The 24,530-nt window shown below is 50.1% G+C and carries 26 protein-coding genes; 20 read left to right on the forward strand and 6 right to left on the reverse strand.

Features of this window, described 5'->3' with window-relative positions:
* The 16 genes from Q4526_RS00930 to Q4526_RS01005 form a co-directional block, all read left to right on the forward strand.
* Positions 1-211, forward strand: a 211-nt coding sequence (locus Q4526_RS00930) for a DUF2796 domain-containing protein (RefSeq protein WP_215974834.1), incomplete at its 5' end; no start/stop codon positions are given.
* 5 nt (positions 212-216) lie between these two features.
* A complete protein-coding gene (locus tag Q4526_RS00935) occupies positions 217-678 on the forward strand; it encodes a Fur family transcriptional regulator (RefSeq protein WP_215974835.1) in 462 nt (153 codons plus the stop codon).
* Positions 679-728: 50 nt separating this feature from the next.
* Positions 729-1,157 (forward strand): MerC domain-containing protein, encoded by a 429-nt coding sequence (locus Q4526_RS00940; RefSeq protein ID WP_215974836.1) that lies wholly within the window; start codon positions 729-731, stop codon positions 1,155-1,157.
* Positions 1,154-1,579 carry a phosphoribosyl-AMP cyclohydrolase gene (hisI, locus tag Q4526_RS00945; protein ID WP_215974837.1) on the forward strand — a complete coding sequence of 142 codons (426 nt, stop codon included), beginning with the start codon at positions 1,154-1,156 and terminating at the stop codon, positions 1,577-1,579. Before Q4526_RS00940 ends, hisI begins: the two co-directional genes overlap by 4 nt.
* A gap of 42 nt (positions 1,580-1,621) precedes the next feature.
* Positions 1,622-2,548 carry a GTP cyclohydrolase FolE2 gene (folE2, locus tag Q4526_RS00950; protein ID WP_215974838.1) on the forward strand — a complete coding sequence of 309 codons (927 nt, stop codon included), beginning with the start codon at positions 1,622-1,624 and terminating at the stop codon, positions 2,546-2,548.
* A 113-nt stretch (positions 2,549-2,661) separates the two neighbouring features.
* The gene (locus Q4526_RS00955; protein WP_215974839.1) at positions 2,662-2,886 is read left to right on the forward strand and encodes a hypothetical protein; all 225 of its coding nucleotides are present in this window, start codon (positions 2,662-2,664) and stop codon (positions 2,884-2,886) included.
* A 171-nt stretch (positions 2,887-3,057) separates the two neighbouring features.
* Positions 3,058-5,061, forward strand: a complete 2,004-nt coding sequence (gene thrS / locus Q4526_RS00960) for a threonine--tRNA ligase (protein WP_215974840.1) — start codon at positions 3,058-3,060, stop codon at positions 5,059-5,061.
* The gene (locus Q4526_RS00965; RefSeq protein ID WP_303609493.1) at positions 5,058-6,431 is read left to right on the forward strand and encodes a dihydroorotase; all 1,374 of its coding nucleotides are present in this window, start codon (positions 5,058-5,060) and stop codon (positions 6,429-6,431) included. The genes thrS and Q4526_RS00965 overlap by 4 nt, the downstream gene beginning before the upstream one ends.
* Before the next feature lie 73 nt (positions 6,432-6,504).
* Positions 6,505-6,891: a nuclear transport factor 2 family protein gene (locus Q4526_RS00970; protein WP_215974841.1), complete on the forward strand. Its 387-nt coding sequence runs from the start codon at positions 6,505-6,507 to the stop codon at positions 6,889-6,891.
* Between the two features lie 48 nt (positions 6,892-6,939).
* Positions 6,940-7,854: an aspartoacylase gene (locus Q4526_RS00975; protein WP_215974842.1), complete on the forward strand. Its 915-nt coding sequence runs from the start codon at positions 6,940-6,942 to the stop codon at positions 7,852-7,854.
* A 5-nt stretch (positions 7,855-7,859) separates the two neighbouring features.
* Positions 7,860-8,873: a porphobilinogen synthase gene (gene hemB / locus Q4526_RS00980; RefSeq protein WP_215974843.1), complete on the forward strand. Its 1,014-nt coding sequence runs from the start codon at positions 7,860-7,862 to the stop codon at positions 8,871-8,873.
* A 162-nt stretch (positions 8,874-9,035) separates the two neighbouring features.
* Positions 9,036-9,212, forward strand: coding sequence for an SEC-C metal-binding domain-containing protein (locus tag Q4526_RS00985; protein ID WP_215974844.1), 177 nt, complete (start codon positions 9,036-9,038; stop codon positions 9,210-9,212).
* Between the two features lie 391 nt (positions 9,213-9,603).
* Positions 9,604-11,802 (forward strand): TonB-dependent siderophore receptor, encoded by a 2,199-nt coding sequence (locus tag Q4526_RS00990; protein WP_215974845.1) that lies wholly within the window; start codon positions 9,604-9,606, stop codon positions 11,800-11,802.
* Positions 11,796-13,004: an ABC transporter substrate-binding protein gene (locus tag Q4526_RS00995; RefSeq protein ID WP_215974846.1), complete on the forward strand. Its 1,209-nt coding sequence runs from the start codon at positions 11,796-11,798 to the stop codon at positions 13,002-13,004. Before Q4526_RS00990 ends, Q4526_RS00995 begins: the two co-directional genes overlap by 7 nt.
* On the forward strand, positions 12,997-14,034 hold the full coding sequence (locus tag Q4526_RS01000) for an iron ABC transporter permease (RefSeq protein ID WP_215974847.1): 1,038 nt from the start codon (positions 12,997-12,999) through the stop codon (positions 14,032-14,034). The genes Q4526_RS00995 and Q4526_RS01000 overlap by 8 nt, the downstream gene beginning before the upstream one ends.
* The gene (locus Q4526_RS01005) at positions 14,031-14,792 is read left to right on the forward strand and encodes an ABC transporter ATP-binding protein (RefSeq protein WP_215974848.1); all 762 of its coding nucleotides are present in this window, start codon (positions 14,031-14,033) and stop codon (positions 14,790-14,792) included. Before Q4526_RS01000 ends, Q4526_RS01005 begins: the two co-directional genes overlap by 4 nt.
* Before the next feature lie 126 nt (positions 14,793-14,918).
* Here Q4526_RS01005 and Q4526_RS01010 read toward each other — a convergent pair whose 3' ends face one another.
* Together Q4526_RS01010 and Q4526_RS01015 are read right to left on the reverse strand one after the other, a co-directional pair.
* A complete protein-coding gene (locus Q4526_RS01010; RefSeq protein WP_215974849.1) occupies positions 14,919-15,116 on the reverse strand; it encodes a CsbD family protein in 198 nt (65 codons plus the stop codon).
* Positions 15,117-15,340: 224 nt separating this feature from the next.
* The gene (locus Q4526_RS01015; protein WP_215974850.1) at positions 15,341-15,553 is read right to left on the reverse strand and encodes a DUF2945 domain-containing protein; all 213 of its coding nucleotides are present in this window, start codon (positions 15,551-15,553) and stop codon (positions 15,341-15,343) included.
* Between the two features lie 165 nt (positions 15,554-15,718).
* Here Q4526_RS01015 and Q4526_RS01020 point away from each other — a divergent pair, with 165 nt between their 5' ends.
* Positions 15,719-16,447: a MauE/DoxX family redox-associated membrane protein gene (locus Q4526_RS01020; protein ID WP_215974851.1), complete on the forward strand. Its 729-nt coding sequence runs from the start codon at positions 15,719-15,721 to the stop codon at positions 16,445-16,447.
* A gap of 96 nt (positions 16,448-16,543) precedes the next feature.
* A complete protein-coding gene (locus Q4526_RS01025) occupies positions 16,544-17,368 on the forward strand; it encodes an alpha/beta fold hydrolase (RefSeq protein ID WP_215974852.1) in 825 nt (274 codons plus the stop codon).
* 58 nt (positions 17,369-17,426) lie between these two features.
* Here the strand turns inward: Q4526_RS01025 and Q4526_RS01030 are convergent, their stop codons facing one another.
* Both Q4526_RS01030 and Q4526_RS01035 read right to left on the reverse strand, forming a co-directional pair.
* Positions 17,427-17,768, reverse strand: coding sequence for a hypothetical protein (locus tag Q4526_RS01030; protein WP_215974853.1), 342 nt, complete (start codon positions 17,766-17,768; stop codon positions 17,427-17,429).
* Between the two features lie 47 nt (positions 17,769-17,815).
* Positions 17,816-18,385, reverse strand: a complete 570-nt coding sequence (locus Q4526_RS01035) for a DUF3299 domain-containing protein (protein WP_215974854.1) — start codon at positions 18,383-18,385, stop codon at positions 17,816-17,818.
* 72 nt (positions 18,386-18,457) lie between these two features.
* Here Q4526_RS01035 and Q4526_RS01040 point away from each other — a divergent pair, with 72 nt between their 5' ends.
* Positions 18,458-19,129 (forward strand): ABC transporter ATP-binding protein, encoded by a 672-nt coding sequence (locus tag Q4526_RS01040; RefSeq protein WP_215974855.1) that lies wholly within the window; start codon positions 18,458-18,460, stop codon positions 19,127-19,129.
* Positions 19,126-20,346, forward strand: a complete 1,221-nt coding sequence (locus tag Q4526_RS01045) for an ABC transporter permease (RefSeq protein ID WP_215974856.1) — start codon at positions 19,126-19,128, stop codon at positions 20,344-20,346. The genes Q4526_RS01040 and Q4526_RS01045 overlap by 4 nt, the downstream gene beginning before the upstream one ends.
* Before the next feature lie 357 nt (positions 20,347-20,703).
* On the opposite strand, the gene Q4526_RS01050 is transcribed toward Q4526_RS01045, so the two are convergent.
* On the reverse strand, positions 20,704-22,404 hold the full coding sequence (locus Q4526_RS01050) for a metallophosphoesterase (protein WP_215974857.1): 1,701 nt from the start codon (positions 22,402-22,404) through the stop codon (positions 20,704-20,706).
* Positions 22,405-22,799: 395 nt separating this feature from the next.
* Complete coding sequence (locus Q4526_RS01055) at positions 22,800-24,473, reverse strand: polysaccharide lyase family 7 protein (protein ID WP_215974858.1); 1,674 nt, start codon at positions 24,471-24,473, stop codon at positions 22,800-22,802.
* Positions 24,474-24,530 lie beyond the last annotated feature (57 nt).

The following is a 24,530-nucleotide window of genomic DNA, read 5'->3' on the forward strand; positions in this document are numbered from 1 at the left end:
CGAACACGAACACGAACACGGTGAGCATCACACAGACGTTGTGGCTCGCCAAGAGTATCGCTGTAAAAAAAATGCTTTGCCAAGCAGCGCGAAGGCTACCTGGCTTTTACATTTCCCCGCCACTGAGCGCATTGAGCTTATGTGGATTAAACAAGCCACACAGGGAAGCGCAACGCTAACCTCCGAAAACCCAAAGATAGACTTCAAATAATAACAATGAACCGCACCGAAAGTATTATCCAGCAGGCCGAGTTGCACTGCCAATCTCGCGGCAGTCGCTTGACCGCCAAAAGAAAGCAAGTTTTATCGGGGCTGATCGAGTCGGGCAAAGCCATGTCGGCCTACGAGCTGATTGATTTTTGCAAGCAGCATTATGGCGATAGCTTTTCAGCCATGTCGATCTATCGAATTTTGGAATTTTTAGAAGAGGAACATTTAGCACACAGGCTCAACATCGCCAACAAATATGTGGCCTGCGCTCATATTAACTGTGAACACGAACATGACACACCGCAATTTTTGATCTGCCGAAAATGCCATAAAGTACGCGAAATTCGCATAAAGGCCGACACTATAACAAACCTTAAAACCAATGTGGCGGATGCCGGCTTTACTCTGTCAACACCACAATTGGAAATGAATTGTCTATGCAACGACTGCAAACCGCATAACGCCTAACGAACCACCCTCTCGCTCAACATTAAGATGACTAACAGGATTTACCATTCATGAAAACCGCGCAAGCTCTTACCGACAAACTGGCCATTGGCTTATCTCTGGCATGCGCCATACACTGCCTGACATTGCCGTTGCTATTGGTATTACTGCCAAGCTTAGCCGCCTTACAGTTGGATCACGAAACATTTCATGTCTGGATGGTCGCGGCGGTCATTCCCAGCAGCCTCTTCGCTCTTACCCTCGGCTGCAAACAACATCGCCGTATACACGTACTACTGCTGGGCACTCTCGGCCTGGTCCTTCTGGTAATGGCCGTTGCATTAGGTGCAGCGCGTATCGGCGAAGCCGGTGAAAAAGCATTAACCTTAGCCGGGGCTGTGTGTGTTGCCTTAGGCCATGCAATGAACTTTCGCCTGTGCCGCGTTCACAAAGAAAAAGCGTGCCCTTGTCCAAGCCAGAAACAAGCAGAAGTATCATGATAAGACCTTATTTTCTTGCGCTAGAAAAGGGGCACCCGCCCCTGCCTCTGGATGAGGTTATCGATCAGCTCGCGTTTGACTCCCAAGGCTTGATTCCTGTGATCACTCAAGATGCCACGAGCGGCCAGGTATTAATGTTCGCATGGATGAATCGCTCCGCACTAGAACACACCATAACCCATCAGCGAATGACCTATTGGTCACGCAGCCGCGAACAACTTTGGTGTAAAGGCGAAACCAGTGGCCACATCCAGCAGCTGATTAGCATGTCATTCGACTGCGACGGCGACGCCATTCTTTGCCAAGTAGAGCAGCGCGGTGCAGCCTGTCATACCGGTCGCCAGTCGTGCTTTTACTTAAAGGTCGACAATCAAGAGCGGCTCGTTCAGGTAACGGGTACCGCCGAGCAACTAACCACATAAGTGGTTACCGTCTAACCTCATAAACCGAAAAGTTAACAAGTCATGCAACAAAATAAACAGCTGCCCGATATTGCCAACACCCGCACACATTCAGCCACTAACAGTTTGCGCTGGGTGGGTATGGAAGCGATTGCGGTTCCCTTAACGCTTGCCAGCGAAAATGGTGGCCAGCAACAAGTCACCGCAAAGGCTAATATTTATGTCAGCCTGGACGATCCAAGCGCTAAGGGCATACATATGTCGCGTTTGCACCGGCGCCTTAACCAACTAGAAAACAACTTCTGCGACAAAGCGCAACTCGATTCTTTATTGCACGAGATCGTGTCTTCCCAGGGAGAAATTAGCAAAAGCGCGAAAATCGAATTGAGCTTTGATTTTTGTCTGGCAAAGAGTTCACTGCTGAGCGATGAATCCGGCTTTCAGTCCTATGAAGTTCGTATTTCCGGTGAGCATCACAACGGTAAAAACAGTTACAAGCTGGCGTTAACCGTTCCTTATTCCAGCACTTGCCCTTGCTCCGCAGCCCTGTCGCGGCAGTTACTGGCCGAAGCTATCGATACTCAGTTCGTCGACGGCCAGATTAACAAACAAGATTTATTGAGCTGGGTGCAAGCCACCAGTGTCGCCACACCACATAGCCAGCGCTCTTACGCCTATCTGAACCTATCATTGCGCGACGACCAATGGCCTTCATTAAAGTCGCTGATCAGTCAAACCGAAGCCACTCTAGCCACGCCGGTTCAAACCATGGTGAAACGCCGTGACGAGCAAGATTTTGCCCGACTCAATGCCGAGAATCTGATGTTCTGCGAAGACGCGGCGCGAAAATTAAAAGCCATGCTTGAACACTGTGACTGGGTGCAGGACTACTGGTTTAAAGTCGAACATCAAGAAAGCTTACACGCGCACAATGCTGTGGTTATCGATACTAAGTTTAGCCCTATTACTGAGAGAATATTTGAGCTATGACCTACAGCCAGTAACACACAGCCAAGACAAGAGCTGCAGCAACCAGCTAGCTTAGGCCATTAAACCGAGAGCGAACTTCGCCCCCTCTAATTTACCCGCTGACCGGATTCAATATGACTGACTCAATCGTACCTCAAACCTACGCACAATGGCGTCACTGTATTACCGAGATCTGCCAAATACCCTTAACCGCAAACTACATTGAGCAGCGTATTAAATCGCTGAACAACCCCAATGACCACACCACCGAACAGTTTATACGGCTGTACGGTAACGAGCAGCACCGGCACACATTGCAGTGGTTCGAACAGGAAAAAACTGAGCTGCAGCCGGTTTAAAACCTCTCAGTTCGGCACAACAGCGTATGAAGTTTAGATTTCATTCGGCGTTTACAACGGGGCGTTATGTTTTCGCCACACAATACAGTCCCAGCCCTATGGCAGCTCACTGAAGCCGCGCAGCTTACACACGACATTATCACAACCACTTTGACAACAGACTTAACCACTATGACAGAACTTGCTACTAACCGTGATCAACAGTCCATTACCGTTACCCTGCCAGATGGCACCGAGCGAGCATTTCCCAGTGGAACTTCGGCACTGGAAGTCGCCGCCGCTATTGGTCCGGGGCTTGCCAAAAACACACTGGCCGGCAAAGTAAACGGCACACTTGTGGATGCCTGCGACCCCATTAATCGGGATGCATCGCTGCAGATCATTACGCCCAAAGATGATGAGGGTGTGGAGATTATTCGCCACTCCTGCGCTCATTTGATCGGCCATGCGGTTAAGCAACTCTACCCCGATGCCAAGATGGTTATTGGCCCGGTCATAGACAACGGCTTTTACTACGACATTGCCTATGAGCGGCCGTTTACCACCGACGACCTCAGTGCCATCGAAACGCGTATGCGCGAGTTAATGGCCACGGACTACGACGTTATTAAACGGGTATTACCGCGCGAGCAAGTCATCAACACCTTTACCGAGCGCGATGAGTCATACAAATTGCGCCTGATAGAAGACATGCCTGAAGCGCAGCAAATGGGCATGTATTTCCATCAAGAATATGTGGATATGTGCCGTGGCCCACACGTGCCCAACACGCGTTTTCTCAAACACTTCAAGCTTACTAAACTGTCCGGCGCCTACTGGCGCGGTGATGCCAACAACGAACAACTGCAGCGTATCTACGGTACGGCTTGGCCCGACAAAAAATCCCTCAAGGCCTATCTGCAACGATTGGAAGAAGCTGAAAAACGCGACCATCGAAAATTGGGGCGCGAACTGGATTTATTTCATTTTCACGACGACGCACCCGGCGCGGTATTCTGGCACCCCCATGGCTGGACGTTGCTGCAGGAGCTCATCGCCTATATGCGTCGGCGCCAACAAGACGCGGGCTATACCGAGGTTAACTCGCCCGATGTCATGGACCGAAGCCTTTGGGAAATTTCCGGCCACTGGCAAAACTACCGCGACAATATGTTTACCACCGAAACCGAAGACGGACGCGTCTTGGCGCTCAAGCCCATGAGCTGCCCCGGCAGTGTTTTACTGTACCGCCACGGACTTAAAAGTTATCGCGACCTGCCCATCCGCATGGCCGAATTTGGCAAGGTTCACCGTTACGAACCGTCGGGCTCGCTGCACGGCTTAATGCGCGTACGTCACTTTACCCAGGACGACGCCCATATTTATTGCACACCGCAACAAATGGATGCCGAGTGCCGCGAAATTGTCAGCTTAGTGCTGGATATTTATCGCCAGTTTGGTTTTGACGACATTCGCCTCAAACTGTCTACCCGGCCGGAAAATCGCATGGGTGATGATGCCAGCTGGGATCTGCTTGAAGGCGCGCTGGTTAAATCACTGCAAGATATGAATCTGGATTATCAAATCAATCCGGGCGAAGGGGCTTTCTATGGTCCCAAACTGGAATTTGTATTGCGCGATGCCATTGGCCGTGACTGGCAGTGCGGCACCCTACAGGTCGACATGAACTTGCCCGAGCGTTTCGGTATTGAATATGTCGCCGAAGACGGCGAACGCAAACGGCCGGTGTTACTGCACCGCGCTCTGTTCGGTTCGCTGGAGCGATTTACCGGCATTCTTATCGAGCACTTTGCCGGCAAGCTGCCCACGTGGCTGGCACCGTTACAAGTGGCGGTACTGTCGATCACCGATGATCACGCCAGCTACGCCAACGATTTGGCACAGCTGCTGCGCGCTGAAGGATTGCGCGCCGAGGCCGATACTCGCAACGAAAAAATAGGCTACAAAATTCGCGAACAAACGCTCGCGCGTGTACCATTTTTGTTGGTGGCCGGCTCGCGCGAACGCGACGCCGGCACGGTTGCGGTACGCAACAGAGGTGGCGACAATCTCGGGGAGTTGCCAATTGAGCAAGCATTAGAGCTCTTGCGCGGCGAAGCCAAAGCGCCCGACGAGGATGCTCGCGCCGCCATGATTCAGAGTTTGCACACGCGCCTGCAAGGCAAAACAGAGTGAGTAATTCAGCCGCTTCACAACAAAAGCTTGCCGCACACCACGCCGACTTGTTGGTGCTAGGCGGAACTCTGATGACACCCAACGGTGCTGCGCGCATTGACCTCGCCTGTATTGAGGGTCGTATTGTTGCCTTGGGGAATTTAGCCAACCTGTGGAGCGCAGACGACACACTCGATGCCACCGGCCTGCATGTGTTGCCTGGGGTGATCGACAGTCAGGTGCATTTTCGCGAGCCCGGCTTAACGCATAAAGAGGATTTACAAGCCGGAACCCGCGGCGCGGTATTGGGCGGGGTAACAGCGGTATTTGAAATGCCCAACACCAACCCGCTAACACTGTGGGAGTCGGACTTAAAAGCCAAGCTAGACTCGGCCGATGGCCGCGCCTGGTGCGACTACGCGTTTTACATTGGCGGCTCGGCCACCAATGCAGACCATTTACACACACTCGAAAACTTGCCCGGCTGCGCTGGCGTTAAAGTGTTTATGGGCAGCTCGTTTGGCGATTTACTAGCAGATGAAGACGAGGTGCTACGCCGCATTTTGCGCAACGGTAAACGTCGCTTAGCTGTACACGCCGAAGACGAAGCGCGGCTAACTGAGCGCAAAGCCTTGGCCGAAGCGAGCGGCAATGTGCGCATTCATCCGCATTGGCGCGATGTGGAAAGCGCGTTTAAGGCCACGCGTCGCATCGTCGGTATCGCTGCCGAAACCGATCGCCGGTTGCATGTGCTGCATGTCACCACCGCCGAAGAAATGGCTTTTTTGGCACAGCATAAACGCCGCGTCAGCGTCGAGGTGACACCGCATCATTTAAACATGCATGCGCCTGAATGCTACGAGCGTCTCGGCAGCTTTGCACAAATGAATCCACCGGTGCGCGAACAGCATCACCAGCAAGCCCTTTGGCAAGCCATTCGCGATGGTGTGGTGGATGTTATTGGCAGTGACCACGCGCCCCACACCCGCGAGGAAAAAGCCAAGCCCTATCCTCAATGCCCGAGCGGTATGACCGGCGTGCAAACCTTGCTACCCACCATGCTCAACCACGTCAACGCCGGTCGGCTGAGCTTGCAGCGCTTGGTGGACTTAACCAGCGCTGGGCCCGCACGGATTTTTGGTATTGAAGGCAAAGGCCGTATCGCACTCGGCTACGACTGCGATTTAACCCTGGTCGACCTAAACGCCAAGCGCGTTATTAGCAACGAATGGATTGCCAGCATCAGTGGCTGGACGCCTTACGATGGTATGCAGGTGACGGGCTGGCCAATCCACACCGTAATACGCGGCACATTGGCAATGCGAGACGAGGCGTTAAACGGCACACCACAGGGAAAAAAACTTCAGTTTTTGGATGCAACCCTAACTTAAAATCTGTTTACCCAGCTGCGCTGACCGGAGCAAAACCAACACCCGCTGCGCCAGTTTGCCATAGGACACGACAATGCAAACAGACCCACGATTAATTTTAGAGCAATGGATGCAGGCGGTTAACAGTGCCGATGTAGCAGCCTTGCTGCAACTGTACGACACCGATGCGGTATTAATTCCAACCTTTTCCAATCGAGTGCGAAACACACCCGAAAAGCTGCGCGATTATTTTGAACAGTTGGCAAAACGGCCCGAGCTGAGCATTGCCCTGCATGAGAAAACACTCACAACGCAAGATTTGTCCAACCAGATTTTTGCCCTGGGCGGCATCTATAACTGGCGCTTTGCCGTCGACGGAGAAGTGCTTAACTTTGAAGCCCGCTTTAGCTACGTGTTAAACCTAAATAAACCCAGCCCAATTTTACACCACCACTCATCGCAGATACCGAGGACATTGTAAGTCACATAGCTCTAGATACGACAACGAAAAGTAGACTAAAGGTGCATTATGAACAAAACGATTAACACAGTAGCCATCACCGGCGGAACCCATGGCAATGAGCTTACCGGTGTCTACCTTATCAAGCACTGGCAGTCACAACCGCAAGAAGTTGCACGCAGTAGCTTTACACCAGAGCTGCATATAGCCAACCCCGCTGCCACTCAAGAGGTCAGGCGCTACGTCGATCAAGATCTAAATCGACAATTCAATATCGCTGATCTTGCTGATCCGCAGCTCGCAGGTTGCGAGCAACAGCGGGCCAAAGCCTTAAACACCTTGCTGGGGCCCAAGGAAGGCCCGAGAGTCGATTTTGTTATCGACATGCACACCACTACGGCCAATATGGGCATGTCGTTGGTCTTTAATTCCAACCACCCGCTGGTGATAGGCATGGCATTTTATATCAAGCAAAAAATGCCAAATGCCAACTTGTTCTACAGCCCGACTGACCGCCTGGAGGACAACTTTTTGCGCTCGATGGGCCGCTTTGGTGGCCTGGTCATTGAGGTGGGGCCAATCTCGCAGGGGTTACTGAATTATCAGGTGTACGCCGACACTCGCACAGCGGTCATGCACGCCTTAGACTACCTAGAACTTTACAATGTAGAGGCGCCGCCAGAGGTACCAAAAGCCATGACCGGCTACCGATTTATCGAGAAAATTCCTTTTCCAACCAACGATCAAGGCGAGATAACCGGCATGATTCATCCAGTCTTACAGGGGCAAGACTATCAGCCAATAGACCCCGGCGATCCCCTCTTTATAACTTTGACAGGTGAAACCATTGTGTATCAGGGCGTTGACACGGTTTATGGCGCTTTTATTAATGAAGCGGCGTACTACGACCGAAATATTGGCCTCAGCCTAATGGAGAAGGTAGACATCAGCTATCCCACAGATTCTCTTGACTCCACGAGCTAATAGCCATGCACCCTCATGTTGTTTATCGGCAATACCCAACGACTCGTATGCGTCGCAATCGCTTTAGCGAGTTTTCCAGACGCTTAGTGCGCGAAAATGAACTGAGCTCTAGCGATTTGATTTGTCCGATGTTTGTGGTCGATGGCCACCATCAGCGCCAAAGCATTTCCAGCATGCCCGGTGTAGAGCGGCTGTCGATTGATCTGCTACTGAAGGAGGTGGCGGAGCTTTTAGAGCTAGGCATACCCGCCATAGCTTTATTCCCCTGCATAGATACCTCCCTCAAAACAACTGACGGCTCCGAAGCCTGGAACTGCAGAGGGTTAATACCCCGCACCGTGCGAGCGATAAAAAAAGAATTCCCCGCAATGGGTGTGATTTGCGACGGCGCACTGGACCCTTATACAACACACGGCCAAGACGGCATTATTGACGCCAACGATTATGTATTGAACGACACAACCATTGCCGCTCTGTGTCAGCAGGCCAAGGTTAATAGCGCCGCAGGTGCTGACGTAATTGCTCCATCCGACATGATGGACGGGCGCGTAGGCGCGATACGTAAAGCGCTGGACGATGCGGGATTTATCAATTGTCAGATTCTAGCCTACGCAGCCAAATACGCCTCCGCCTATTACGGCCCTTTTCGCGATGCCGTGGGCTCCGCCTCTCACTTGGGGAAAAACCATAAACTCAATTATCAAATGGACCCCGCCAACAGTGATGAGGCACTGCACGAAATTGCTTTGGACTTGGCCGAGGGCGCCGATATGGTGATGGTCAAACCCGGGTTGCCTTATTTGGATATCGTCAACCGAATAAAACAAGCGTTTTCCGTCCCCACCTTTGTGTACCAAGTCAGCGGCGAATACAGCATGCATAAGTTTGCCATCGAGCAGGGCATTGTCACCGACGCGGTAATTCTGGAATCGCTACTGTGTATTAAACGCGCCGGCGCCAATGGCATTATGACCTACTTCGCCAAAGAAGCCGCCAGACGGCTTAACGCCAAACTCTGAATGTTTTGCGAAGCGGCAACGCAAAGGTTAAAATCCACACTAGAGCGCTGCGATTGAACCCTAGGTGACTCGGTTAAGGCCGAACACCATGGAAGCTGACGCGCGCGCAACACCGTCAGTATCGACACAACACATATTTCGCATCAACAGAGATTTTCGCCCATGACCTCAAATCAGCCCTCAAGCAATGAATTCGAAGAAGAACTCGACTCTTGCTGCAGCAACGCCAGCTGTTGTGCACCGGCCGAGCCGATCAAACGCACCGAAGCCAAGGTGGGCCGCAATGACCCCTGCCCTTGCGGCAATGGCAAAAAATACAAAAAATGCTGCGGCATGTAAATCCACGTAACCCGAGAGGTAGAGCCAACCGCTCGGCGCCCCCTCACCATTTTTGATCGAGCACCAACACTTCGATGAGCTTATAAACCTACGCTGACGGCGCCTCTGAGTGGCAGATATGTTTATAGGAGAAGCCGTACACAATCCCCCCGTCCCAATCTAAAGATTCATCGTTCACCTGCACCAACACAGCACCATAACTGGACCGCGGAACCGCAACTCTATCGCTGATCTTAAACACTTTGCCCCACAATACTGCAACCGAAACCAAAAGAACCGCTAATGGTGAGCAGATCATTTTATCGCTGGCGGCAGTGTATTTGTGAAACAACTTGCAATGTTATAACATAACGATATATTCAATTCAGAACAATGATTACTGGGGATTAACGTGAACAACACTGCCACCAAATACTGCCTATCAACCCTTGCCTTATTGGCACTGACACCCCTGAGTGGTTTTGCCGACACCCCTCCAGAGACACACGCTAATATAGAAACGGTCATTGTTTCGGCCACACGCACAGAAGAAAACGTGCAAGATGTCCCCATGTCGATCAGTGTTCAAAATATGGAGTCGCTAGAAGAAAATGGCTTCACCTTCGGCACCGATGAGTTTCGAGGTGTACCGGGTATATCGTTTCGTCGCGGAGAAGGCGGGGGAGACTTATTCCCTTTCGTTTCGTTTCGTGGCTCACCAGGGACTGATGGTTACCTCGCACTCGTTGACGGCATTCCCTATGTCGGAGTTCTTGAGGAAGCTCCTCTGGACCAAATCCCATACAGCGTCGTCGATCGTATCGAAGTTGTTAAAGGGCCCGGCTCGACCCTGTATGGTCGCGGTGCTGTGTATGGCTTAGCCAACTACATTACCAAGTCTCCCGACGAAGATGAGTCGACACTGTCACTTAGCGCTGGCAGTAATGGCTATGCCCGTGGCCAAGGCTCGATTTCACACCGATTAGATAACGGCATGGGATTGCTACTCAATGGCACGGTCGAGGAGTACGACGGTTGGCGCGAGCAAGGTGGTTACAGCAAAATCAATCTATTCGGCAAGCTGCATGTCCCAATGGGTGAAAACACCGATTTAACCGCTTACGTAAATTATTATGACACAGATAAACAAGCCCCTAATGGATTACCATTGGATAACGATGGCAATGTTATACCTGTCGCAGGCGGCCGCACCGCATTTCTAGGATTTAATGAACCCCACAATGATCATCAGTTATGGGTCGGCAGCCTTAAGCTTGAGCATACATTTAACGACAATCTATCCTTCACCAGCTCCCTTCAACTAAGACGTACCGAGCGCGATAGTAGTTTTAATTTTTATGACGCCTATGGATTTTCGCCAGAGCAAAATGCCTACGCCATTAACGGCTTTAGTGCTGAAAAAACTCAAGATGCCGCCGTCTTTGATAGCAGCTTTAATTGGCGCAGTGGTCGTCATAACTTAGTAGCCGGCTTTAGTGCAGACCAATCCAACTCTACCGCTTTGGATAAATGGTCAGGCCAGCACGGATTTACAGCTACGTGTGGTTATAACTTTTTCTTGATCGAGATCGACTACTCCACCGGTGAAATACTCAATCGTGATCACCCTTGTTTTGTAGTCGACTTACCTTTCAGCGATAACGAAATAGACAACAGTGCCTGGGGCATATTTGTTCAAGATGAAATTGCCCTCACTCAGTCGTTAGACCTTACCCTCGGCCTTCGCTACGACGCATTTGAGCGAGACGCTTCCTTTAAGCCCGTTGAAGGTTCCAGTGCCAGTGGCGAGCTCAGTGGCGATACCGACGCTTTATCACCACGCGTTGCACTCTCTTGGGAAAGTGGCATTGGGGATATCTATTTCTCTTACGGTCGTGGTTTTAACTCTAATTTTGGGCCTGTTTTTGAGTGGAATCCTGCAAATTACGCTCGCCCAGAAAATAAACCCACCACCATCGATAGTTTTGAGCTGGGCTGGAAAACACTAACCTTAAACGATCGGCTGCAGCTGGAAATGGCGATTTTTCAAACATACCAAAAAGACCGCCGCTCCACTATTCCCAACCCTGCTGCCGAGAATGATTACTCGCAGCCCTCAAATTTGATCACTTATGGGCAGCGCTATGACAGCCAGGGGATAGAACTCTCTTTCGCCTACTTGCTCACTCAAGACGCACGCATTGCAATATCGGCCAGTCATATTAACCCCGAGTGGGATGAGTACCTGATAAATAGCTACGGTACAGAAATCGATTTATCTGGCACTACACCGGTAGGCGTAGCCGAGAACAGCCTCTATGTGTCATACGACCATCAGGTAACGTCGTGGTTGGAAATTAGAGCTATTTACGAATTTTACGATGACTACCAAATCACTCAAGACAACCGTGTAAGTGGTGGGCAGTACGATTTATTAACATTGGGGGCAAGTATTTATCCATCGTGGTGGAAAAACGCCACTATCACCCTGAGCGCTCTCAACGTACTGGATGAAGAGTACTACTATTATTTTGGTGACCGAACGGCGCCCACTTATGCCATGCCCGGCACAGAACGCGAAGTACGCGCGAGCCTGGAGTTTAAGTGGTAAGGATTCTTAAAAGCCTTCTGTTGTCTCTGGCGGCTATCGTAGCCGCCTGCGACCGTTCCCCCGAAGCGAAAAAAAACGCGCCAATAGACAATAACGTCCAAGAAAGCTGGACAGCATTGGAGCTTAACTATGCCAGTACTTTTAACGCTACATGGCAGGGAGACTTCTGGGTAGTCGACCTAAAAGCGAGTATTGCCTCCTGGGGGGGAGAGGCTAACGGGCCAGAGCAAGCGGCACGCGTACTGTTGGTACCACACAGTAGCCAGGTGCCAGCACTTGAAGGCCCTTTCCAAGGCGCAGAAGTTATTCGCACCCCCGTTAATCGCATAGCGGTTAATCTCGCCCCTTTCGAGGCCATGCTGACTGCACTCGACTCTGATCAGACATTAGTCGCCGTAGGCGGGGCAAAGTCTTATAACGATGCCATTCGCCAACGTGCGCTTAATGGCGAGCTCGCAAAAATTGGATATGGCTGGCACATGCCACCGACACTTGATGCACTGCTCGGATCTGAACCTGATGTTTTACTAATGGCCATGGGCGACTTAAGTCACAGCCGCCAGCTAGATCGTATTCGTGATCTCGGCGTTCCAGTATTACCTTTATTTATCGACTCCGAACCTCATTACATGGGGAAGGTTGAATATATACGTTTAGTGGGTTTGCTGACAGGTAAAAACAGCGAGGCGAAAGCCTATGTCGACAGTATCGAGCAAAAAGTTCAAGCACTGAAAAAACAAGCGGCTGCATTCTCACCTACTACTATGTTTTCTGCATGGTACAGCGGCAGCGGTCGCTGGATGGCTACCGTGCGCAATGCAGAAGCGACATTATTGCGTGACGCTAATGGTAAAAATTTACTAGAAGAGCCCGACGATTTAAGGCGAGATGTGTTTCAAAAACTGAGCACAGAATCGTTAATATTAAAAGCCGCTCACGCCGAGTGTGCCATTATGCGCGATAGCCACTCCCAACCGTTTCGAGATGAAAAAACGTTACAACAATTTCAAGCGTTTCGTGACCATTGCGTATTCGCAGTAGACGGCATGAATAAACCTAATGCCGATGCATTCGATTACTACGAACGCGCCATTATAAGACCGGATTTAATCTTAAAAGACTTGGTTCATATGTTACATCCCGAGCTTAGAACTGATAAATCTTTCAACTATATTCGTCCAGACACTGATCTTTATGAGTAATCGTTCACGAATTTTAATCGGTGCTTTAACTCTCTTTATTACCCTACTAGCACTCACAATATGCTCATTAAGTGTGGGACAAGTAGTTGTTGATTTTTCAGACGTTACCAAGGCTTTGTTCAGCGAATCAAGCAATCCTATGCTCGATCATATTGTTGCCGACATTCGACTTCCGCGTGTATTGATGGCCATCACAGCCGGTGCAGCTCTGGGCGTAGCCGGTGTTTTGATGCAAACTTTATTTCGCAACCCTATGGCCGACGCTTGGTCGCTTGGTCTAACAGCAGGTGGACAACTGGGGGTTGCCCTAGCGACGGCCGCAGCCGGATTTGTGGGCCCCACTGCCATTGGATTTATTCAGGTGTTTGACGGCATAAGCCTCACCATTTCAGCAGGTTTAGGCGTTCTATTGTCCGCGCTAGGCATGATGGCTTTGTCACGCCGGATAGGGACTATTTCTTTATTAGTCGTGGGCCTAATGTTGGGGTTCTCGGTTCAAGGCCTGGTGAGTGTGATCATTCACTTTGCCAACCGTATCGGCGGTAAAGTCTATTCCGGCTGGGCCGATGGCACCTTTGCAGCCGCAACGTTTGAAGGCATTGGCATGATGTCTGTTCCTATCGCCATCGGATTGATTTTCGCATTGGCCAACGGAAAAGCTCTAACCTCTTTGTTGCTAGGGGAAACATACGCACGCAGTCTTGGCACAGACGTTGTTCGCTTACAACGCCTTACCCTACTAGCCGTTGTATTATTAGTCGCACCTGTCACAGCCTACTGCGGGCCTATTACGTTTCTTGGCCTTATCGTACCGCACTTAGCCAGAGCTATTTCCCGCTCAGCGCAAATACTGCCGCTGCTACCGTTATCCGCGCTAGCAGGGGCCGCCCTAGCCCTAACAGCCGATCTTGTAGTACACCTACCCTGGGAAATGCATTTTCTTCACCTCAATGCTGTACTCGGTATGATTGGCGCACCTGTAGTTATTTTTTTACTGGTCTTTTCATCGGTAACAAAGAGACAGTCATGATAAAGCTTGACGATGTGAGTATCGGCTACCCCGAAAACCGAAAAATCGTGTTAGCGAACCTGAACTTACACTCAACGGGTGGCTTAATTTGTCTTCTTGGCCGTAACGGTACCGGCAAGTCCACCCTACTGCGTACATTGGCAGGGCTACAAAAGCCGCTTAAGGGCAGCGTCCTGATGAACGAGCACAACGTTCACCTTATGGACCCTCGCGAACGAGCCCGACAAATTGCCGTGGTACTGACCGAGCGACAATTCGGCATTGGACTTACCGTCGAAGATGCCGTAAGCATGGGAAGACAACCCCATACGGGCTGGAGCGGACAACTCAGCTCTGAAGATTGGCATCAAGTCCACAGCGCTCTACAACAAACACAGGCGCAAGATTTTTCCAGTCGTCAGTTGGACGACTTAAGCGATGGAGAAAAGCAGCGAGTTATGATTGCAAGGGCTATTGCTCAGGCACCTAACGTCATGCTGCTGGATGAAATCACCGCATTTTTAGATCTTCCCGGACGCGTTGCCAGTATGTTGCTTTTAAAGGAATACGCCACTAAGCACAATGCAACTATTATACTATCCAGTCATGATCTCGAGTTATCACTTCAATTAGCCGATCATATCTGGCTGCTAGATGGCCAAGGAAACATTGAATGTAAAACACCAGAAGAATTACAAAATAGCGACTTAATTGGCAAAGCTTTCAATACTGACGATATTGCTTTCTCTAAGGAGTCGGGTAAATTTTATTTACGATAATTATTCAAATCGGAACGTCCATAAAACTGAAAATATCAACTTCTTAGCTCAATCCTATCGACTATCACAAAAAAAACACCCGAACGGTTGTTACCGCCCGGGTGTTGGATCTACCGAACAGTCTATTTATAGACTGTCGATAAAGTCATTCACTTCTTTTTTGGCTTCTTCCTTGGACTTGCCATATTTAGCTTGAATTTCACCTTCAAGCTTTTCGCGGTTACCATCTACGCGGTCCATGTCATCGTTGGTCAGTTCGCCCCATTTCTCTTGGGCGCCGCCTTTGATTTTATGCCAGTTACCTTCAAACTGATCACTATTCATAACAAATCCTCCTAGTGGTTGATGCCAAACGATTACTCGTTGCTCAATATGTACATTTGCAGCTTGCATGCCAGTATTGATTTACCCAACGAATAACCACGGCTGGCGGGGCCAAACAGGGAATGTCGTTTTTATCAGCCTCATCAACGACCGTGCTTATCAGGTAAACTTTGCAAAACTCTGTAGAAAATTCAGTCGCACCGTATAAAAAAATACAACCCTATCTAAGATATTTTTCTTAACGTCGACTCTTTGTGCGCCGCCACATGATCGGTTTTATCGCTGGCTATTTCGTATTGCGGCTCATCAGTCGAGGCCCGACGTGTGTGCCCTTTATAAGTAAAGTCCCGGGTGTGAACGCAAGTAATCACTCCACTGACAACCCCCGCCTCTGAGTTCCACTGCACATGATCACCTTTGCTAAATTGATGGCTCATAGTACTTCCTCGCTTTGCTTAGAATTCACTATATCTCAAGCATTATGCATACCTAGACTGAGCAGTAACTCGACATAAGTAACCACCCTGCACTGGCACAACCCTTGCCCTTGTAAAAGGCAACAACATATTTGGCATATATTTTAAAACTGTAAGGAGGACACGATGGGCAACAAAGCTGTTTTATATCGAATGGCAACTGACGAGCATCTTTGCCCATTTGGGCTGAGATCTAAGGATTTACTGAAACGGCAGGGCTTCGCCATTGATGACAAAAAGCTCACCACCCGAGATCAAGCTGACGACTTTAAGCGCGAGCACAATGTGGACACGACGCCACAAACGTTTATTGAGAGTCGCCGAATAGGTGGATACCAGGAGCTGCGTAAATATTTTGGCAAAGACCCCATCGATAATGTGGGCACCTCTTATAAGCCTGTTATAGCGATTTTTGCAACAGCGTTGTTAGCTGCCCTGGCATGGCAGTGGGGATCGGCTGGGAATGTAATATCGGTGCGCACATTGATGTTATTTATTGCTGTATCGATGTTGATACTAGCGATACAGAAACTGCAAGATCTATACAGCTTCACTAATTCATTTATCACTTATGATTTACTGGCGCAGCGACATCTTCGTTACGGCTATGCTTACCCTTTTTTAGAAGCCTATGCGGGCTTAGGTATGATTGCCTCGCTCTCGCCCCTGCTAGTGTCACCCATCTCAATCTTTATTGGCTCTATCGGAGCTGTATCCGTTTTTAAAGCAGTGTATGTCGACAAACGCGACCTTAAATGTGCGTGTGTAGGCGGCGGTAGCAATGTTCCCTTGGGGTTTGTTTCTCTTACCGAGAACTTATTTATGATAGCCGGCGGGCTGATTATGCTCAACTAATCAAGGCAAGGCCCGAACGGTATTTATTATCAGTCATTTACAGACAGAATTTAATCCGTAAAGACATTTAGAAAACTTTCTATCAGGAGTTGTATTATGAACCATGAAAATTCTGAATACTATTATGCACGTATCGATGGGCATCGAATCGCTTACATGGATCAGGGCGAAGGGCCTGTTGTTATTTTATTGCACGGCATTCCTACCTCAGGTTTACTTTGGCGCAATATTGTTCCAACGCTAGCGCAGTCACATCGCGTTATTGTGCCAGATATGCTGAACTACGGCCGCTCGGATAAACCGCTCGATTCAAATGTCTCTATCGCCGCGCAAAGTGATGTTCTCTTAAGGTTAATGGATGCGCTGGGAATCCGTAGCGCTGATTTGGTTGCGCACGATATTGGCGGTGGTGTGGCGCAAATACTCGCCACTCGCCACCCGGAGCGAATCAACCGCTTAGTCTTGGCCGATGCGGTGTGCTTTGACTCTTGGCCTATTCCTGAATTTGAACCCTTGCAAAAGCCTGAAGCTGAAAACGATATGAGCCCCGAGGAGCTCGAAAAAATGCTCCGGGACTTTTTACCTCAAGGAATGCACAATACGGACAACGCCACAGAGGCGCTCGCGGATATGATAGTGGCGCCATGGCAAGGGGAGACTGGTAAAGCGGCTTTTTTCCGCAATATTCGCCGATTAAACCCGGAGTACACCCTCGCCATCGCGGATGACTTAGCTAATATCCAGCATAAGACTCTGGTTCTGTGGGGCAAGCACGACAGCTTTCAAAAGCCAGTATACGCTGAAAAACTAAGCGACACGCTTCCCAACGCCCGCATTGAGTGGGTAGAGTCCGCGCACTGGATCACCGAAGAGCAGCCGGCAGAAGTCGCCCGAATACTCAGTGAGTTTTTAGCCCAATAAACCAAGCGCTACCGACTAACGCTTACAAATTTTTATAAGGCGTGTGGCAGTCGCAACGTTAGGCGCTGACACGTCTTAAACGCTCATCCCAATTGCCATTGTTAGCTATCTCACAATTCTCTTCGCTATCAAACTTTACCTGGCGTTGTATAGACGCAACCCGAATGTCGATGGATTCGAGGTGTTGTTGAATTAACGCACAAATAGCCGCTTGATCGGCTCGAGCTAATTTCTCGTTGGTATCATAAACACACACGACCAACAGCGATTGGGGGAATCGATCATAGTTCACAAAGTGCGTTAACCACTCGAACCCATCGCCACGGTCTTTAGCAATTTCACACGCCTGAGTGAGCGCAGCAATAATCGCATTTTCTTTTTTCTTATCGCTTTTTTTCATGGCTGTGTATTTGCTCGTTCGTATTGATTAATCACCCCACCCTTCAATTAACCGCCTACTGCGCCGTCGCTGTAAATTTCCATATCATCCACTGTTATCTGGTAGGCCGCCTGAGAGAGATCTGTCTCAACCAGCTCGATTGTCAGCTTGCCCGACACCCAAAACGGATCGTAAAGCGCATCCAGCACGATACCCTGCTCATAGGTGGCGTAAATCACCTGATTAGGCGGCGGTGGTGGTAAATGGATACAGGCGCCAAAAAACGGAACCAGTAAAAATTCGGTAATGCGCTGCTCATCGTCAAACACCAAGGGCACCACAAACCCCGGAATACGAACGTCTTTGTTGTCGAACACGGGGATGGTTTTAGCGGACTTTAAAGCTTGATTATAAGGGTCATCTTCCGGCAAGCCGGCAAAGCCCTCACCAGTCGGCGGCATAGTGTCGATGTCGCCCCCCTCGGGTACCTCATCGATCCACTCTGGGCGATTAAGCAACGCCTGTAAATCCTCCTCCGGCATAAGATCGGGCCACTCTATCGTTTGATAATCGCGCGCCCAACTGGCCGTACTCAATAGGCACATCAGTAACAACGCACAATTCACTACCGTTTTCATTCAACACCCTTGCTTGTCACGAAATACACGTTATAACATAACCTATTATTTACCGGCGACCCAAATCCTTTTATGCCCAGCTCAGCTGCAATAGATGTTAATGCCATTACCTATGGCCACAATCACGGCCCCCACTGGCACCTACCCAGCTGGCAGGTTTTGGCCGGGCAAGCGGTGTTTTTACAGGCGCCCTCCGGGGCAGGTAAGTCCACACTGCTGAGTGTGCTAGCGGGGTTGCAGCCTGTACAATCTGGCCAACTCAAGGTATTGGGAGAACCGCTGCACAAACGCCGTACGGCGCAGACGGCACCGTGGCGCGCCCGGCAACTGGGTATTATTTTCCAAGACTTAAATTTGCTCGATTATTTAAGCTGTTTGGATAATATTTTGCTGGCCGCGCACTTTGGCAAAAACAAACAACCCGAGTTAGAGCAAAAGGCTCACCAATTACTGCAAAGGCTAAATCTGCCCGCCGATATTTTGCACAAAAAAGCCTGCGCACTCAGCGTGGGACAGCGCCAGCGCGTCGCCATTGCCCGGGCGTTAATCAATGACCCGCCCCTGCTATTGGCCGACGAACCCACCTCTGCTCTGGACGACAACAATAGCCAGGACTTTATGACTCTGCTGTTTGAGTTGGTGCGAGAGCGCCAATGCACCTTGATACTTGCCAGCCACGACCGGCGCCTTAGCAGAGAGTTCGACCAACACATAGCGCTGTGTGATCTGAGTCAATCACTATGATCTTTCGCCTCGCCCTACAAAGTTTGATTAGCCGGCGCTTTAGCGCTTGGGTTTGCATTGCCATGATCACGCTGAGCGCAATTGCCCTGCTCACCGTTGATACCCTATACCGTGGCACACAGTCTGCGTTTGGACGCAGCGTGCAAGGCATTGATTTAATCGTTGGCGCTCCCACCGGGGACATTAATTTGTTGTTATTTTCCGCGTTTCAAGTGGGCGCCCCCAGTCGTGAGTTAAGCTATGCAACCTTTACTCGCTGGCAGCAAGACTCAAACGTCAAGCGGGCGGTGCCGCTTATGTTGGGCGACAGCCACAAAGGCTACCGGGTTATTGGCACCAACTCACAATTATTTTCTCATATCGGCGCCATCTCGGAACGCGAAGTCTTTGCTCAAGGTCACGCCTTCAAGCAGGTGTTTGAAGTGACTTTGGGCCACGAGGTGGCACAGCAACTGGGTTACCACATAGGCGATGAATTGATACTTAGCCACGGCCTCGGTAATCACAGCTTTCAACACCACGACGCTCGCCGTTTTCGCATCGCAGGTGTGCTTGCGGCGACGGGTACACCAATCGATAAAACCCTCCAGGTAAGCCTGGAAGGTCTTGAAGCTATTCACTGGCCGCCGGCTCAACTTGCTCAACTGCCCGAACAGTTGGCTATTGGCGAAAGCCCTGCTCTACAGCCGGATAGCATCGCCGCGTTTTACTTAACCCTCACGAACAAAGTTCGCACTTTTCAGGTTCAACGCGCTATTAATCAAAGTAAAATCGAACCCAGCCAGGCAATTTTACCCGGTGTTGCCATTACCCAGTTGTGGTCAATGCTCGACTGGATCGAGGCCGCACTGTTAGGGCTGGGGGTACTCACGGCGTTGGTTGCGACCATCGGCGTGCTCAGCACTTTGCTGACGCATCTGGATAAACGCATGAGTGAATTTAGATTACTGCAAACTTTGGGCGCATCGCGGCGCTACATTTTCACGTTATTGGGCTTAGAAACAGCGCTGTTAGTCACGCTTGGTCTTTTTACCGGCGTCGCCTTAACCATTACCCTGGAGCGCGGCCTCACCGGTTTTGCTCAGAGCCAATGGGGCCTTTATTGGCCGTTAAACCTGCACTGGCCCTGGCTCATTGCCGCAATCCCCAGTGCTGCACTGGCAAGTGGCATTTTACTCGCAGGTGTTGCAGCGCTGCGATTAAAACGCCGACTGTAAGCAACCCAAAAACCAGTTTGGCAGATTACGGCAAGCCCTACCTCTAAACGTCAACCACTCACCTGCTCTTGCAATTGGCCATCATCCATACCTGTCTTGCTCAAGACTCTGCTAGACCATGCTGTTGAGCCATGAGCGCTAGCACTGCCACGCAACACCAAGACTGGCGGCGAAAATTTTCACTCGCCGGTGCGGACTAATTTTTTTGTGCAAAAAAAAAGCCTTAACCCACCAAAGTAGATTAAGGCCAAAAGCGAGGTACTCTGTTCAGCCGTCACACAATGACCGCGAGCAGACGATTAAAAAACTTACTGCATTGTTCTTTTCAGCAGGCCGACGCAAGCCTGCCCGCTAACACTAGCGTTCAACCAAAACTCGAACCACTTTGTTGTACTGGCGATGATCGAATTCGCCCGTCGCCATACCCGCGTCATCCATAACCGGAAACACAAAGCGCGGAGTCATAACAACTTCGTAGTTGTAATCGCCTGAGGGGCGTACTTCCACCTCAAGAAACCCATAGTGCTTGCCGCCTGACACTAACTTATTACCGTCCCACACTTCAGGGGCATCGCCGTGCGCGCTCCAGTGTGTTGCTTGCGCATCTGAAGGCAGCAGGTCGAAAGGCACATAATCGGTGGTTGGTGGGTAACCCGGACCGCGCAAACCGTCGCCGGCAAAGCCCACGTCCCAGTAACTCACACCATCGATATTAACGTACTCAAGCAATTCATCGTGCCCGGACAGTACCGCAGTTACACCATAGCGCTGGAACAATTCGTGATAAATACGCATTGGCATACCAGACTGACTGTCCTCACCATTGGCAATACCGGCCGAGCCCGAAGGCATGCTGTGAACACCAGTACCAAAGGCGCTGTGGTGATACTGTACAAAAATGACCTGACCCTGTGCCTGTGCATCGGCCAATTCACTCAAGGCCCAGTTCCACTGCTCAGTACCGCGGTTAAAGTCCGGCACGCGTGAGGCTGCGCCATCAATAAACAAGTTGGTATCTTGACTGGGGTCAGCGTCGTTACCATTAGAAGAATCCAGAGTGATTAAAGTGACCGGGCCGTAATCAACACGGTAGTAACGTTTTTCATAACGATCATCACTGGCCTGATTCGTCGGCAAGTCCCAATAGGTATCCCACTTGTCGTATGAAAGCATTGATGCTTCAGCGTTATAACCTGGGTGCTCGGGGTGCCAATAGTTTTCGTGATTGCCAAGGGCGGGGAAGATCGGCGTAGTCGAGGCTAAAGTGCCCCACTCGCCCGCACTGTGACGCCAAAACTCATCCCAATCTAACTGACGACCACCTTTTTCCACCAAATCACCGGCAATCACCCAAAAGTCGGGGCTTCTTAGCTCAGCATACGCCAAGTTAGCCTTATAGCCCGTGGTTTGATCGACAGGGTACTGACGAGTGTAGGTATCAGGATCGGTTCCTAATTTTTCGCCGCCGAGTGCCAGAGCACTGGCCGTCCAGCGTACGGTTTTTTCGGTCGACTCCGGCTCGGTTTCCATGTCCGACATGGTCACAAAACGAATCGCTTCGCGGCTCTCTTTAGTTGGCGCTGTTTTAAAGCTCGAGGTAAATTCATCAGCACCGGGCTGAAGTACGGTGTAGCTATAAGATGCTCCGGGCTCAAGTCCATCCACCTGAACATAGTGCTTATACAAAGCCTGCGGTGCCTCTCCTTCGGCAACATCCGTATGTATGCCACCATAGTTTGAATCGCCGTGAATATAGTCAACCTCAGAGGTGCCGTAGCTTATAGCATCCGTCGCTTGTATTTCCGATTCAAACGAGCCAACGCCTTCAACCTCAACCGTAGCCGACTCGGCTGCACTACCAAACCAAATCACACTGATTGAGTTGGTGGTCGGGTTTTGCACATAAGGTAAAATATTAATCGTCGTAGGGTCGACCGGAGCAGGCGCTTCTACCACTGGTGCTTCCACATCGGGAGTGGAAGTGCCTGAATCGCCACCGCAACCTACTAATACACTCACCCCTACTGCTAAGGCAGACTGTAAAAAATATGGTTTCATTACATTATTTCCTAGATTAATTAATTAACAAATCCATTTTTATTTCATCAACCAATATCGATCAATCTGTATGCAAAGGCGATTTATTGACATAACTATAGCGTCAGCAAGGGGCCAATAACGGCATGCTGATCAATCAAAGTTTGGGGTGAATCCGTATGAAAGGTCTTTTCCTTAAGGGCGAGAAAAGAGTAGTTCGTAAATATTTCGCTTTGGTTACGACGATGTTAAGTATTTAATTTTTACACCGAAGGGTTAAATTTTATAGCGGCCATCAACCGTATGTAACAGACAATCAAGACTCCAGTAGTTATTACATAACTTAACTCGCAACAAAAAAGCCGTGGGAAATTCCCCACGGCTTTATGTCACACAACGAATTAAACGGTTAGTTCTTAGTCGGTAATACGCGTATAGGTTACATTCGTCATGGTAACGGTTGACTCGGTAATCCCTAGGTCATTAAAGCAATCGGCAAATGAGCCAGAATCGCCGGATTCACCGCAGTTTTCCATACTATAGGTATCTTGCGACTGCAGGTAGTTACCAAACTTAAAGTAAGACTCGGAGTCGTCTTCTACCGGAATACCAAAACTATTACCCATGCCATAAACCGTGACATAGCCATAATCGTTCACTACGCGCAAATCGAAAGTATCGCCACTGCGGATTGTGCCCAGCGCGTATTTCTCTTCGTTGCCGCTGGTGTTACGCAGACGCACATAGACATCAAAAATACCGTTGCCTGCAACACTGTCATCGAAGCCAGACTCGGACGAATCCGATACATACAGTTTCATAATGGTGCCGGTATCGCTGGCATGGTGCTGCGCGACAATGGTTTTACCCGCATCGGACATATCCACTTTAACATCGGCCTCGAACACCTCGTAAGTATCGGTCATGGCAACACGCAAGCTGCTTTTGACTTTATACTCATGGCGCCAGCCGTTACCATTAGGCGAGGTATAACGAGCCTCTAATGGTAAAAACCGCAGAGTCGATGAGTTTACCAGCGGGTTCGGATCATCCCCTTCGAGATCAAAGATACTTCCGTTAGTGATGTTGCTGGGAATGTCTGAACCAGAGCCACTACCGTTATCACCGCCGCCGTTATCTCCTCCACCGGAACCGCCGCTGCCATACACCTCAACTTCGGTGATATTGGTCCAGCTAGTGCCCGCAGTATTATCAAAGGTTTTTACCCGAATTTGTTGTGCATCGATATCGGTGATATCAAAGACTTCAATACCGGCTGTCGAGCCCGTGCTAACGTCATCGTACACCTTGGTCCAAGAGCCACTGGTGCCAGGGCGTGCGTAAATCTCAAAGGTATAAGCGCGCGAATCTCCACGCCCCCAAGCAATACCGACCTCGGTCACTTCGCTGGTTTCTTCCAACTGAACCGTTAAATTAACCGGCGATCCGGATGCCGCCCAACGAGAGGCCCAGGCCGTATTACCATCCACTGCTTTAGAGGCGGGATAGCTGGAGTGACTGCTGCCATCGTCAAACGCCGTATCTATGGCAAGTTTACCGCCGCTGGTGCCACCGCTATCGCCATCACTGCCGCCATCATCCACACGATGCAATTCCCACTGCTGGTTGATATTGCCGCTGTTGGAATTCCACAGATAAATGGACTGCCGATCGGCCGCCCCACCGTTGCCATCGAGAGAGAAGCCCGAAGCATTGCGCTTTGCAAAGCGGTAAATTTCGCTGCCAGAATACACTTTCACTTTGGCGAAGTGCTGATCATAATCATTGCTGTCACAGGTTTGCAGAGTGACCGCTTGACGGCGCGATGCGCCACTGCCGGCATCCCAACATAAGTTCGTATTTTGTTTTTTGTAGGCGTAATAGCCATCACCGCGGTCGAGCTGGACCCACTGTTGATTGACGTTATTAAGATTAGTCGCCCATAGGTACAATTGTTGGCCAACTTGAGAGCCGCCATTACCGTCAATGGCATAGCCAGTGTCAACTTTCTCCATCACAAAGGTGGCCCCATGGGCCATAGAGCCCATGAGCGCCAAGGTAGAGGCCAGTAAAAATTTTTGAATTTTCATTACAGTAATACCTTTATTATTAGTCAAACGTGACTAAAGCTAAGTAGCTGCGCACAA

Source organism: Gilvimarinus sp. 2_MG-2023 (assembly GCF_030547685.1).
In the GTDB taxonomy this organism is placed as follows: Bacteria; Pseudomonadota; Gammaproteobacteria; order Pseudomonadales; family Cellvibrionaceae; genus Gilvimarinus.